Source organism: Myroides sp. ZB35 (genome assembly GCF_001865835.1).
Lineage (GTDB): Bacteria > Bacteroidota > Bacteroidia > Flavobacteriales > Flavobacteriaceae > Flavobacterium > Flavobacterium odoratimimum.
Genome location: NZ_CP017769.1, coordinates 2,209,818 through 2,222,802 on the forward strand (window position 1 = coordinate 2,209,818; position 12,985 = coordinate 2,222,802).

Consider the following 12,985-nt stretch of genomic DNA (forward strand, 5'->3'; position numbering starts at 1 on the left):
TTGGTGTAATGATAAAAGGTAAAAGTACTAAAAATAGGCATATTTCGAAATTTATTTGAACGGTTAGGACAGTATATGTACAACCTATTATATTTGGGCTTAACGAAAAATGACGTAATGAATACTAAACTTTTTGCACCCAAAACATTAGTAAACAAAATCAATGAACAAACAGTAAATCAAAAAACAGTCTTTCCAATTCTATTAGCAATAAGCTTTGGACACTTATGTAATGATTTTCTACAAGCTATAGTACCAGCGGTCTATCCTCTATTAAAGACTAACTATAACTTAACATTTGCACAAATCGGAATGATCACTTTTTGTTATCAAGTTTCTTCCTCTTTACTTCAACCTTTAGTAGGAACTTATACAGACAAACATCCAAAACCTTATTCACAAATGATTGGTATGATTTGTTCTATGCTTGGAGTGATTTTACTTAGTTACGCCCCTTCTTATGCAATGGTACTATGTGCTGTTATATTAATAGGAATAGGATCTTCTATATTCCATCCAGAGTCATCTAGGGTATCTTATGTAGCTTCAGGAGGGAAACGTAGTTTAGCACAATCTATTTTCCAGATTGGAGGTAACACAGGAACAGCTTTAGCACCATTATTAGTAGCTTGGATTGTATTACCAAAAGGACAACAACATTTACTATGGTTCTTAGTTGTTGGTTTTATTGCTCAATTTGTATATGCTTTTATTGGTGGATGGTATAAAGATGTATTAAAGAGTCAAGTTGGTAAGAAGAAGAAAGTTATTCGTATTCCTGAACTTTCTAAGTTAAGAGTATGGACATCTATTGTAGTTTTATTATTACTTATCTTTTCTAAGTATTTCTATGTAGCTAGTATTTCTAGTTATTTTCAGTTTTATACAATGGATAAGTTTGGTATAAGTGAAGTACAAGCTCAGGTTTATCTTTTTTACTTCTTGTTAGCTGTGGCAGCAGGAACTTTAATAGGCGGTTTCTTTGGAGATAAGGTAGGACGTAAATATATTATTTGGTTCTCAGTATTAGGAGTAGCTCCGTTCACGATGTTACTACCTTATGCTTCTTTAGAGTGGACAGGTATATTAATTGTGATTATCGGTTTAATCCTATCCTCAGCATTCCCATCTATATTAGTGTATGCACAAGAGCTATTACCACGTAAAATAGGGATGGTATCAGGTTTGTTTTATGGCTTTGCTTTTGGTATGGGAGGTTTAGGATCTGCTGTTTTAGGATGGTGGGCTGATCGTACTTCTATTGAGAATATCTATATGATTTGTGCCTATTTACCTTTAATAGGGATTATAGCAGCTTTGTTACCAAATATGAAAAAAGTCAAATTTAGAGAAGAGGAGTAGTATCTATTAATTTAAAGTTTATCTTTAAGAGAATCAACCTTTAAACTAGATAGTATGAGAGTAGCGTATATTACACTATCAATAAGTATATTATTTATTTCTTGTGGAACAAAAGATAAATTGACTTCAGATAAAGACAAGTATAAAAAAGAGTATGAGCAAGCTCTAGTTAGTTATAATAAAAATAATGAGCCTCAGATTTATAATAACTCTAATGCTCCTGTATTAGAAGCTGAAAAACCTCTTACCTTAAAGTAAGGTTATATAAAAAAAGCGAGTAAACACAAATGTTTACTCGCTTTTTTTTAGTTATACTTATTTATTATAATATCTTTCCTGATAAGAACATTGCTGCTATAGAGAAGTAGATTATTAATCCAGAAACGTCTACTAGTGTAGCAACAAACGGAGCTGATGCAGTAGCAGGGTCCATTCCAAACTTTCTTAGTATAAATGGTATTAACGAACCTGATAAGGTACCCCATAACACAATGAATAGTAAAGAGACTGATACACTTAGTCCGATAGCAATCCAATGCTCTCCGTAGTCATAGATACCTGCTTCTTGCCAAATAAAGATTCTCACGAAACCTATAATTCCTAAGATACCTCCTAGCATAACTCCTGAGGCAACCTCTTTTCGCATTACATACCACCAATCACTTAACTTTAGCTCTCCTAATGCCATAGCGCGTATAATAAGAGAAGCTGCTTGTGAACCTGAGTTACCTCCACTAGATATGATTAAAGGAACGAATAGTGCTAAGACAACTGCCTTTTCTATTTCATCTTCAAAATGTCCCATGGCTGAAGCGGTTAACATTTCTCCTAAAAATAATATAATTAACCAACCAGCTCTTTTTCGTACTAATTCGAATAGTGGTGTATGTGTATAAGATAAATCTAACTCTTCCATACCCCCGAACTTTTGGATATCTTCGGTATCTCTATCTTTAATAGCATCTAAGATATCATCGAAGGTTACTATACCCACAAGTACTCCGCTTTCAGTAATAATCGGTAGTGCAGAACGATCGTATTTCTCGAATATATCAAAAGCATCTTCTGTTTTTGTAGTACTTGTAATAGAAGCAAATGTATTGTCTATTAAGTCTGCTATTAGTGTATTTTCGTCTGCTAGAACTAATTCACCTAGTTTTAAGTCATCAATTAATCTATTGTGATCATCTACTACATAGATATAGTTTAATGTTTCGGCTTTTTTACCATACACCTTGATATGATCTAAAACTTGTCTAACTGTTTTGTTAGCCTTTGTTTGTATGTATAAAGGAGTCATTAAACGAGCAATACTATCTTCTTTATATCCTATTAAGTTAAGTGCAATTTGCTTTTCTTTATCATTTAATAAGTTGATAGAGTATTTAATTAATTCATCTGGGAAATCTTCTAATAACTCTGTACGGTCATCGGGTTCTAAGTTATTAAGTACATCTGCATAATCTTCTCTAGTCATGCTACGTACTATTTCCTCTTGAATATTAATATCTAAAAAGGAGAATACTTCAACTTTTAAGTCAGGTGAAAGCTTTAGAAACGCAAGGTTTCTATCGGTTCTTTTCATCTCTGTAATTGCTTCAGCAATATCTGCTGGGTGCATGTCTTTAAAAGTCATAGATCGAAGCTTATTAAGTAGTTAGTATAATATTTTCTTAAAAACTATGCAAAGGTAATCTATACAAAGTGTACTTTAAAATTTCTAATGATTTTTTAATAAAATAAACTTCTCTTAATATTTTATCTATTTAAATTAAAGGTTATCAATAGCATTGTCTAAAATTTGTGAATCTAAGCTTTTCTTAGCCTTGGCGCCCATGTCTTTTAATTTTTGCACAGAAGTTATCAAGTTTCCTTTTCCTTCACTTAATTTATTGAAGGCATTGTCATATTCATTTCTTGATTCATCTATCTTCTTTCCTACTTTTTGTAAGTCTGTAACTAGTCCAACAAATTTATCATATAGCAAGCCTGCTTGTCTAGCTATTTCATAAGCGTTTTCTTGTTGCTTGCGTTGACTCCACATTGTTTCTATTGTGCGTAATGTTGCTAATAGAGTAGAAGGGGTTACTATGACGATGTTTTTTTCAAAAGCCTTAGTGTATAGTGTATTATCTGCGTTAATTGCTATCGAGAAGGCTGTCTCTATAGGGATAAATAGCAATACAAAATCAGGACTTGTACCTCTGTATAGTTCGTGGTAATTCTTTTCAGACAATCCTTCTATATGTCTTTTTAAAGAAATTAAGTGCTCTTGTAGATAGCGTTTTTGTTCTTCGATATCTACAGTATTGATATACTGTTCATAAGCAACTAAGGATACTTTAGAGTCGACTACCATATGTCTATTGTCAGGTAAGTAGATTACAACATCGGGTTGTAGTCTATTACCTTCTTCAGATGTGTAGCTTTGTTGAGTTTCATATTCTCTACCTTTTTCTAAACCAGATTTTTCAAGTACACTTTCTAGAATCATCTCTCCCCAGTTTCCTTGCATTTTATTATCCCCTTTTAGTGCTTTTGTTAGATTAAGGGTTTCTTGACTCATTTTTTGGTTTAGTTGTTGTAACCCAAATATCTGTTGACGCAATGCAGCATGATGATCAATACTTTCTTTATGTGTTTGTTCTACTTTTTGTTCGAAGTGTTGTATTTTCTCTTGTAGAGGTGATAATAGCGTTTCTAAGCTAGCTTTGTTTTGTTTAGTGAACTTATCACTTTTCTCCTCTAATATTCGATTAGCGAGGTTCTCAAACTCTTTTGTGAACTTCTCTTGAAGATTAGCAGTCTCTTGTTGTTGTGATTCTAATCGTTCTTGTAAATTAATGTATTCTGTATCGCGAATAGATATACGTGCTATTAGTTCCTGATTATCTAATCGGATAATCTCTAAGTTTTCTTCTATTGTTTTCTTTTCGCTTTTTAGTTGATCTATCAGTTTATCTTTAAAGTCGTTGTCTGCTTGTAGTCTAATAAGATCTCCAGATGAGGTAGTTTCTTTTTTACCTGATTTACCAATAAAAAAAGCAACGATAATTAGAATAGCTAATAAGCCTATTAATATTTCTTGTGACATGTTTTTTGACAATGAAGTTAGATAGTCAAAAGTAGTAAATAATGTCTGTATAACAGAGTGTAGTATTGCTATGGATTTTAGCAAAACTATATTATGGATATTAGTGTTTGTAATTTAGGTTTTTGTATTGTTAAATGTTATATCTTTAATATCAGGCTATAATTTTAAAGATATTTATTATGAGAAACTTTTTATGTGTATGGTTATTATTTATGACCTCAAGTTTATTTGCTAATTCTTTTGTTTCTATTCATGTTAATGATACACTTATACAGAGTGATATTAAGCAAGAATCGAAAAGCAAAAAGAAAAGAGATTTAAAAGAAAAACTAACTCAGACGGATGGATATATTGCTTGTAATTTTACACAAGTGGATGAAACACAGTCTATAGCAGATGGGAATGTTTTTATGAGCCCTGAAGCTATGACAAGTCTTAAGAAGTTTGTAATGAAAGATCGAAATGTATTACTTAGCTCTATTTTTATAATTTCAGCTTATGACTCTATAGAATTTGGAGAGTATGAGGTATGTGCAGGAGGTATTTATTATAAATATTATAATAGTAGAGTAGATAAAAGAGAAGGATACTCTAGAAATAAATAAAAAAAGCCCACTTGATAAAAGTGGGCTTTTTTAGTATTATCTACTTAAGTACATTTTTCTACGAGAATAGATTTCATAGAATTGATCGTCTCTTAAGTTTTCGATAAACAAGATACTTTCTCCTGTAGATTTCATTTCAGGTCCTAATGCTTTATTTACATTTTTGAACTTGTTGAAAGAGAATACTGGAGTTTTGATTGCGTATCCGTTTAATTGTGGATTAAAGTCAAAATCAGTTACCTTGTTGTGTCCTAGCATTACCTTAGTAGCGTAGTTTACATAAGGTTCTCCATACGCTTTAGCGATGAATGGAACTGTTCTAGATGCTCTAGGGTTAGCTTCGATGATATATACAATATCATCTTTGATAGCAAACTGAATGTTGATTAAACCAACTGTTTTTAAAGCTACAGCAATTTTTCTTGTGTGGTCTTTAATTTGGTTTAACACATATTCACCTAAGTTAAATGGAGGTAACATAGCGTGGCTATCACCAGAGTGAACTCCACATGGTTCTATATGCTCCATAATACCGATGATGTGTACATTCTCACCGTCACAGATAGCATCTGCTTCAGCTTCAATAGCTCCTGCTAGATAGTGGTCAAGTAATAATGAGTTACCAGGAATAGAGTTCAGTAATTCGATTACGTGTTCCTCTAATTCTTTTTTGTTGATAACGATCTTCATTCCTTGTCCTCCTAATACATAAGAAGGTCTTACTAATAGAGGGAAGTCTAATTGATCTGCTAATTTATTAGCTTGTTCAGCTGTTTTAGCAACACCGAATTGAGGGAATGGGATGTCTAATTGCTCTAATAATTCAGAGAAACGCCCTCTGTCTTCTGCTAAGTCTAATGCGTCAAAGCTAGTTCCTAAGATCTTAATACCATTCTTCTCTAGTTTTTCAGCTAGTTTCAGCGCTGTTTGACCACCTAACTGTACGATTACTCCTTCTGGTTTTTCGTGTTGGATGATGTCATAAATATGTTCCCAGAATACTGGTTCGAAGTATAATTTGTTCGCTGTATCAAAGTCAGTAGATACTGTCTCTGGATTACAGTTAATCATAATCGTCTCATAACCACACTCTTCAGCAGCTAATACTCCATGTACACAAGAGTAATCGAATTCAATACCTTGACCGATACGGTTAGGTCCTGAACCTAGTACCACTACCTTTTTCTTATCTGTTACGATACTTTCGTTAGAGACATAACGTGTACCGTCAGGTCTTTCGATTTCAGCCTCGAACGTAGAGTAGTAGTAAGGAGTCTTAGCAGGGAATTCTGCAGCACAAGTATCTACTAATTTAAACACACGTTGAATGTTCATTGTATCACGTAAGTCGTGTACTTTACTCTCAAGTGTATTTAGCATATGAGCGATTTGTCTATCGGCAAAACCTTTTTGTTTTGCTTCTAGTAATAAATCTTTAGGTAGAGTTTCAAGTGTATATTTAGAAATCTCTTTTTCTAACATATATAGTTCTTCGTATTGTTTTAAGAACCACATGTCGATTTTAGTGATTTCGTGTATTCTACTTAATGGAATACCGTGTTGGATTGCATCATAGATTACGAAAACTCTATCCCAACTTGCGTGAGTAAGTTTATCGATAATTTGATCATAATTAGTGTATCCTTTACCGTCAGCTCCTAGACCATTACGTTTAATCTCTAATGATTGAGTTGCTTTGTGTAAAGCTTCTTGGAATGAACGTCCGATACCCATAACCTCACCTACAGATTTCATTTGAAGACCTAATGTTCTATCAGCGCCTTCAAATTTGTCAAAGTTCCAACGAGGTATTTTAACGATTACATAGTCTAAAGTCGGCTCGAATAAAGCAGATGTAGATTTAGTAATTTGGTTTTGTAATTCATCAAGTGTATATCCTAATGCAAGTTTAGTTGCAATCTTAGCGATAGGGTAACCAGTCGCTTTAGAAGCTAATGCAGAAGAACGAGATACACGAGGGTTGATCTCAATAGCTACGATATCTTCTTTTTCGTCTGGTGATACAGCGAACTGTACGTTACATCCTCCAGCGAAGTTACCGATACTACGCATCATCTTGATCGATAGATCACGCATTCTCTGGAATGTTCTATCTGATAATGTCATAGCAGGAGCTACTGTGATACTATCTCCTGTGTGGATACCCATAGGGTCCATATTCTCGATAGTACAGATGATTACTACGTTATCATTTTTGTCGCGTAATAATTCTAATTCGTATTCTTTCCATCCCAATAAAGCTTTGTCAATTAAAACTTCGTGGATAGGAGAAGCTTCTAATCCATAAGTTAATAAATCGTCGAAGTCTTCTTCTTTGTGAACGAAAGCTGCTCCAGTACCTCCTAAGGTAAATGAAGGACGAATAACTAATGGGAAACCAAATTTTTGAGCGATCTCTTTTCCTTCTAAGAATGAGGTAGCTGTACTTGCAGGAGCTGCAGGAACATCTATTTTTTCTAGAAGTTGTTTGAACTGCTCACGATCTTCAGTGATGTTAATAGCGTTGATATCAACACCGATTAGGCGAACTCCGAAGTCTGCCCATATACCTTTCTCATCGCATTCTAAACATAAGTTTAGTGCTGTCTGACCACCCATAGTAGGTAATACAGCATCAATCTCAGGATGAGCTACAAGAATCTCAATAATAGATCTTGCTGTCAGTGGTTTTAAGTAAATATGATCTGCCATAGATGGGTCAGTCATAATTGTCGCAGGATTAGAGTTAATCAAAATAACTTTAATTCCTTCTTCTCTTAAAGATCTTGCTGATTGTGAACCTGAGTAATCGAATTCACAAGCCTGTCCGATAATGATTGGTCCAGAACCAATGATTAATACAGTTTTGATAGAATTGTCTTTGGGCATTTTAATTGTGTTGTTATGTTAAATACTTCGTTGTGAGTGAAGTAAGTTTAGTGTTGTTGTGTGTGATAGATGGTATGTTTTACGACAAAGTATAAAAAAAGGCGTTACGAATAATAGTAACACCTTTATTTATGTTTGAATCAAACATTATTTTTTATGTCTTGTTTCACAAGAAACAGTCAATTTATGTCTTCCTTTAGCTCTTCTAGCAGCTAATACTTTTCTACCGTTAGGAGTAGACATTCTATCCATGAAACCATGTTTGTTTCTTCTTTTTCTATTCGATGGTTGAAACGTTCTTTTGCTCATTGCTTTTATCTTTAAATCTTAATTTTACTAATCTAACTGGTTTATTTGAATTAGCTGTTGCTTAAAAACCGAGTGCAAATATATAAAAGTCTTTTTACTCTTACAAAACGTTTTTGAAAAATATTTTCATTCTTTTCATGATTAGATTTTTTAAGTGATTGTTTTCTACTTTAACAACTTCAAATCTATCCAATCTAATATTTCTTTATCTTTTGTAGTATCGAATTTTCTTGCATAAAGAAAATTGTCTGAAGCTGTTTTTAAAAACTCCTTATCTTCGATTGTAAAAGTAACTGGTAGAGGAACATTCGTTCTATCCCAATCTATATATGTTAGTAAAGATTCGACTTTAATATCGATATCATCTTTCATAACTTGTACTAATAGAGTTTGAAAAAAATATTCATCAGAACAAAACGATACTTTAAAGAAATTATAAAATTCATCATAATTAGAATTGTATAAATCTACTATTTTTTGCAATGTATCATATCTCAATGACCACCATTGAGAGCCTTTGTAAAACGTTATAGATGGATTGAGTTTTTTTTCTGTAAAAAAATACTTTAAGTATTTAAATTTAAAGCACCTTTTAAGTAGTGATTTGTATATACCTGTAAAGTTATGTTTTTTAAAAATTACATAATCACCTCTTTTATCACTTCTGTTAACTTTGTAACCTTTGAAGTTTAAGTAAGGGCGGTAATGTTTTTCTTTAGCTACAAAAAATTCAATGAAATCTTTTGATATATTCTCAGAGTAAAATTTTGTTATCTCTTTCGCGTTTTTTAGGGGGTAATCTTGTCCACTAATTAAGACTATTCTATCTTCTGGTTGTACAGGAAATAGTTTTAAATTTTGTATTAGATTAAGTGTTGCTTGAACTTGTGAAAAATCTCCCCAAATACAGTTAACTCTGTTCTCTATGAAATGTATGTTTTTTTTATAACTAATTTCTTTAAATATATCGATAGAAGTTTTAGAATCAATGTGAATTAGAAAAAAAACTTGATCATCTGTCAATTGACTTATCATACGTTTTAACTGTGATGGATTTGTATGAGCTTGTACTAAATAATATATTTTCATATTGAAACAATAAAAAATTATAACTTCATATTGAAGTAAATGAAATCAATATGAAGCTGTTATTGAAAAGAGTTAACTTATCTTTCGTTTTTGATTAGAAATAATAATGAAGACAAAAGATTTTACTTAATTATACTTTTTTAAACTAAAACAAATATAGTATAGTTTTGAAATAAAATATCTTTTATGATAATATAATAATTATATTTTATCTGATGCGAATTATAAATATACAGGAGATAATCTGTTTTGTAATACTAAGTCTTATAGATTCGGTCTAAATGACTATAGTTATATGGTTGACTCTGTGGGGGATAGTGGCGATTGAGAATGATAAAACATATTATTATACTTGGGTAGGAAGTGATAAGCGAAAGCCGAAAGTACAACCAGAAATGGGAGAACATGGACAGTATATGCTGAATAAGATGAAAGCTTTTACCACTATGCAGACGGTAAAGATATACGAAGATATACAAGCTCATCAAATGAGCAGAACAAAATAATAAAGAGCTCCATTAAGGAGCTCTTTTCTGTTTATATAATCGTTGATTTGTGATACGGGATATTATCTTGATATCGATATCCTGTTCTGTATCGAATATGGTTACAGATATAGTCACCGATATCAGATGTAATAAATTTAGAAGTCTTGTCTAAGTCAGTAGTTAATACTCCTGCATTGATACAGTGTAGTACTGCATCCTCTATAGCTTCAGCAGCTTCGTGTTCGCCTAAATGTTCTAGCATCATAGCTCCACTTAATATGGAAGCAATAGGATTAGCGATTCCTAGTCCTTTTGCCTGTGGATAAGAACCGTGAATAGGCTCGAATAAAGCGCTTTCTTCTCCGATAGATGCAGAAGGCAATAATCCAATAGAGCCACCGATAACACTAGCTTCATCAGAAATAATGTCTCCAAACATATTTTCTGTTAGAATAACGTCAAACTGTTTTGGGTTTAAGATTAATTGCATAGCCGCGTTATCTACAAACATAAAGTCTAGTTCAACTTCTGGGAACTCCATAGCAATGGTCTTCACTACTTTTCTCCACAGCCTAGAAGTTTCTAATACGTTTGCTTTATCTATAAGTGTCACTTTATTATTACGTTGTTTAGCAGTTTTAAAAGCTAGACGAGCGATACTTTCTATTTCTTCTTGATGATACGAGCAGATATCTACTGCTGACTTGCCGTCAGCAGAAGTGCTTTTGTCTCCGAAGTAGATACCGCTAATTAATTCTCTATAAATTACCATATCAGTTCCCTGAATGATGCTTTCTTTTAAAGGGCTTTTATTGATCAGCTTTTGATACGCTTTTACAGGACGTACATTAGCATAAAGGCCTAATTCTTTTCTAAGAGCAAGTAACCCTTGCTCAGGGCGTATCTTCGCAGACGGATCATTATCGTATTTAGGATCCCCAATCGCGCCAAAAAGCACAGCATCCGAAGCCTTGCATTTAGCTAATGTTTCCTGTGGCAAAGGATTGTTTGTTTCGTCTATAGCAATAGCTCCGATTAATGCTTCGTGATATTGTAATTGGAACACATAGGTCTGTGCCGCTGCGTTTAATACTTTTATTGTCTCGTGGATTACCTCAGGGCCTATACCGTCTCCCGATAATACCGCTATATTGTATTTGTTCATCATGTCTAGTACGATTTAGTTTGTTCAAAGGATTTTATTGCATCCTTTTTAGCAATTAAGAAGTCTATGTCGTCATATCCATTTAGCAAACAGATCTTTTTATACGGATCTAGTTCATAGTGCTCTTTTTGATTATTGACTGTAATAGACTGTTGTTCCACATCCACATCTATCTCTACATTAGGGTTATTTTGTACTTCATTAAATAAGTAAGAGAGATACTCCTTACTTACCATAATAGGAAGTACACCATTGTTTAAAGCATTCGTTTTAAAGATATCTGCAAAGTAACTACTCACAATCACTTTAAAACCATAATCAGATAAAGCCCATGCTGCGTGTTCTCTACTACTTCCACACCCAAAATTATTACCAGCGATTAATATCTCACCAGTGTATTTAGGGTTGTTTAGAGAGAAGTCTTTTTTCTCACTACCATCATTGTTATATCTCCAGTCTCTAAATAGATTATCACCGAAGCCTTCTCTGTTTATACTTTTTAAGAAGCGAGCAGGTATGATCTGATCTGTATCTATATTCTCTATAGCTAATGGAGTAGCAGTAGATGTTATCTTAGTTAAGGCTTGCATATTCATTCATTTTAGAGTAAGTAATCTTTCCTTCTACAGCTACGATAGCTGCTGTTAATGGGCTTGCTAATAAGGTACGAGCTCCTTGTCCTTGTCTTCCTTCGAAGTTTCTATTTGAAGTAGAAACACAGAATTCGCCTGATGGTATCTTGTCTTCATTCATCGCTAGACAAGCAGAACAGCCTGGTTGTCTAATTATAAAACCAGCTTCTTGGAACACTATATCTAGTCCTTCTTCTTTAATCTGAGCGACTACTTTTTGTGAACCAGGTACTATTAGAGCATTGATGTCTTTAGAGATTTGCTTTCCTTTAATATAAGAAGCAGCTACTCTAAAGTCTTCTATTCTCGCATTCGTACAACTACCTATAAATACGTGTTTAATCGGTATCGTATCAATAGCCTGACCAGGTAATAATCCCATATAATTAAGAGCTTTCTCTTCTGATTCATTTTTATTGAATGGAATGAACGTATCTATGTCTATTCCCATACTTGGGTTAGTACCATAAGTAATCATCGGCTTGATATCCTCAGCATTGAAGTGATATTCACAGTCAAATTGCGCATCTTTATCTGTTGGTAACGTTGACCAGTAAGCCACTTTTTGATTCCACTCTTCTCCTTGAGGAGCAAAGGTTTTGTCTTTTACATAGTCAAAAGTAGTTTTGTCAGGAGCTATCATTCCTCCACGAGCTCCCATCTCTATACTCATATTGCAGACCGTCATTCTCCCTTCCATACTCATCTCTTCAAATACGTTACCAGCATATTCACAGAAGTATCCCGTACCCGCATCTGTTCCTACCTGAGAGATGATATATAAGATCACATCTTTTGGTTGTACATGAGCATTAAGCTTACCACTTACAGTGATACGCATAGTCTTTGGTTTATTCATTAAGATACATTGACTAGCGAATACTTGCGCTACTTGGCTCGTCCCGATACCAAATGCTATAGTTCCGAATGCGCCATGAGTAGAAGTATGACTGTCTCCACAGACCATACTCATACCTGGCTGAGTAATACCAAGTTCGGGTGCGATAATATGCACTATTCCTTGGTATGGGTGTCCTAAATCATAGTAAGTAATGTTGTTTTCCTTACAGTTAATTGCTAATTGTTCTACTTGCTGTTTTGATAAAGGATCTTTTATTGGTAATTCTTGATTTAGAGTAGGTACATTGTGATCCACTGTAGCGATGATTTGTTGAGGTCTAAAGACAGGAATCTCTCTCTTCTTTAGTTCATCAAAGGCTTGTGGACTTGTTACCTCATGAATTAGATGTTTGTCAATATATAATATATCCGGACCGTTCTCAATACTTTCTACGACATGGGCATCCCATACCTTGTCAAATAATGTTTTTGGTGTTTTACTCATTTTCTTT

At 33.5% G+C, this 12,985-nt stretch carries 12 protein-coding genes; 4 read left to right on the forward strand and 8 right to left on the reverse strand.

The features are described 5' to 3' along the window. Window positions 1–117 precede the first annotated feature (117 nt). Window positions 118–1,362 (forward strand): MFS transporter, encoded by a 1,245-nt coding sequence (locus BK054_RS10005; protein ID WP_006256978.1) that lies wholly within the window; start codon window positions 118–120, stop codon window positions 1,360–1,362. A gap of 54 nt (window positions 1,363–1,416) precedes the next feature. Then, complete coding sequence (locus BK054_RS10010; RefSeq protein WP_006256977.1) at window positions 1,417–1,620, forward strand: hypothetical protein; 204 nt, start codon at window positions 1,417–1,419, stop codon at window positions 1,618–1,620. A gap of 64 nt (window positions 1,621–1,684) precedes the next feature. Here BK054_RS10010 and mgtE read toward each other — a convergent pair whose 3' ends face one another. Both mgtE and BK054_RS10020 read right to left on the reverse strand, forming a co-directional pair. Beyond that, window positions 1,685–2,998: a magnesium transporter gene (mgtE, locus tag BK054_RS10015; protein WP_006256976.1), complete on the reverse strand. Its 1,314-nt coding sequence runs from the start codon at window positions 2,996–2,998 to the stop codon at window positions 1,685–1,687. Window positions 2,999–3,133: 135 nt separating this feature from the next. Next, window positions 3,134–4,456: a DNA recombination protein RmuC gene (locus BK054_RS10020; protein ID WP_006263046.1), complete on the reverse strand. Its 1,323-nt coding sequence runs from the start codon at window positions 4,454–4,456 to the stop codon at window positions 3,134–3,136. Between the two features lie 179 nt (window positions 4,457–4,635). Between BK054_RS10020 and BK054_RS10025 the strand changes: the two genes are divergently transcribed. Next, window positions 4,636–5,061 carry a hypothetical protein gene (locus tag BK054_RS10025; RefSeq protein WP_058699321.1) on the forward strand — a complete coding sequence of 142 codons (426 nt, stop codon included), beginning with the start codon at window positions 4,636–4,638 and terminating at the stop codon, window positions 5,059–5,061. Between the two features lie 36 nt (window positions 5,062–5,097). On the opposite strand, the gene carB is transcribed toward BK054_RS10025, so the two are convergent. From carB to BK054_RS10040, 3 genes are all read right to left on the reverse strand, one after another. Beyond that, a complete protein-coding gene (carB, locus tag BK054_RS10030; RefSeq protein ID WP_006256973.1) occupies window positions 5,098–7,950 on the reverse strand; it encodes a carbamoyl-phosphate synthase large subunit in 2,853 nt (950 codons plus the stop codon). A gap of 147 nt (window positions 7,951–8,097) precedes the next feature. Next, window positions 8,098–8,259, reverse strand: a complete 162-nt coding sequence (rpmH, locus tag BK054_RS10035; protein ID WP_006256972.1) for a 50S ribosomal protein L34 — start codon at window positions 8,257–8,259, stop codon at window positions 8,098–8,100. A 165-nt stretch (window positions 8,260–8,424) separates the two neighbouring features. Then, entirely contained in the window at window positions 8,425–9,348 is a 924-nt protein-coding gene (locus tag BK054_RS10040) for a beta-1,6-N-acetylglucosaminyltransferase (protein WP_006256971.1), read from the reverse strand. A gap of 281 nt (window positions 9,349–9,629) precedes the next feature. Between BK054_RS10040 and BK054_RS10045 the strand changes: the two genes are divergently transcribed. Then, entirely contained in the window at window positions 9,630–9,854 is a 225-nt protein-coding gene (locus tag BK054_RS10045) for a hypothetical protein (RefSeq protein ID WP_006256970.1), read from the forward strand. A gap of 31 nt (window positions 9,855–9,885) precedes the next feature. On the opposite strand, the gene leuB is transcribed toward BK054_RS10045, so the two are convergent. The 3 genes from leuB to leuC are packed head-to-tail and all read right to left on the reverse strand — an operon-like array spanning window position 9,886 to window position 12,978. Next, on the reverse strand, window positions 9,886–11,004 hold the full coding sequence (leuB, locus tag BK054_RS10050; RefSeq protein ID WP_006266495.1) for a 3-isopropylmalate dehydrogenase: 1,119 nt from the start codon (window positions 11,002–11,004) through the stop codon (window positions 9,886–9,888). A gap of 2 nt (window positions 11,005–11,006) precedes the next feature. Continuing rightward, a complete protein-coding gene (gene leuD / locus BK054_RS10055) occupies window positions 11,007–11,591 on the reverse strand; it encodes a 3-isopropylmalate dehydratase small subunit (protein ID WP_058700025.1) in 585 nt (194 codons plus the stop codon). Beyond that, window positions 11,575–12,978 carry a 3-isopropylmalate dehydratase large subunit gene (gene leuC, locus BK054_RS10060; RefSeq protein ID WP_058699322.1) on the reverse strand — a complete coding sequence of 468 codons (1,404 nt, stop codon included), beginning with the start codon at window positions 12,976–12,978 and terminating at the stop codon, window positions 11,575–11,577. The genes leuD and leuC overlap by 17 nt, the downstream gene beginning before the upstream one ends. Window positions 12,979–12,985: the final 7 nt, after the last annotated feature.

Coding starts and splice junctions, on each gene's coding strand:
- rpmH (WP_006256972.1), bottom strand. CDS start 8,259: ATGAGCAAAAGAACGTTTCAACCATCGAATAGAAAAAGAAGAAACAAA.
- BK054_RS10010 (WP_006256977.1), top strand. CDS start 1,417: ATGAGAGTAGCGTATATTACACTATCAATAAGTATATTATTTATTTCT.
- BK054_RS10020 (WP_006263046.1), bottom strand. CDS start 4,456: ATGTCACAAGAAATATTAATAGGCTTATTAGCTATTCTAATTATCGTT.
- BK054_RS10045 (WP_006256970.1), top strand. CDS start 9,630: ATGACTATAGTTATATGGTTGACTCTGTGGGGGATAGTGGCGATTGAG.
- BK054_RS10040 (WP_006256971.1), bottom strand. CDS start 9,348: ATGAAAATATATTATTTAGTACAAGCTCATACAAATCCATCACAGTTA.
- leuC (WP_058699322.1), bottom strand. CDS start 12,978: ATGAGTAAAACACCAAAAACATTATTTGACAAGGTATGGGATGCCCAT.
- BK054_RS10025 (WP_058699321.1), top strand. CDS start 4,636: ATGAGAAACTTTTTATGTGTATGGTTATTATTTATGACCTCAAGTTTA.
- BK054_RS10005 (WP_006256978.1), top strand. CDS start 118: ATGAATACTAAACTTTTTGCACCCAAAACATTAGTAAACAAAATCAAT.
- leuD (WP_058700025.1), bottom strand. CDS start 11,591: ATGCAAGCCTTAACTAAGATAACATCTACTGCTACTCCATTAGCTATA.
- mgtE (WP_006256976.1), bottom strand. CDS start 2,998: ATGACTTTTAAAGACATGCACCCAGCAGATATTGCTGAAGCAATTACA.
- carB (WP_006256973.1), bottom strand. CDS start 7,950: ATGCCCAAAGACAATTCTATCAAAACTGTATTAATCATTGGTTCTGGA.
- leuB (WP_006266495.1), bottom strand. CDS start 11,004: ATGATGAACAAATACAATATAGCGGTATTATCGGGAGACGGTATAGGC.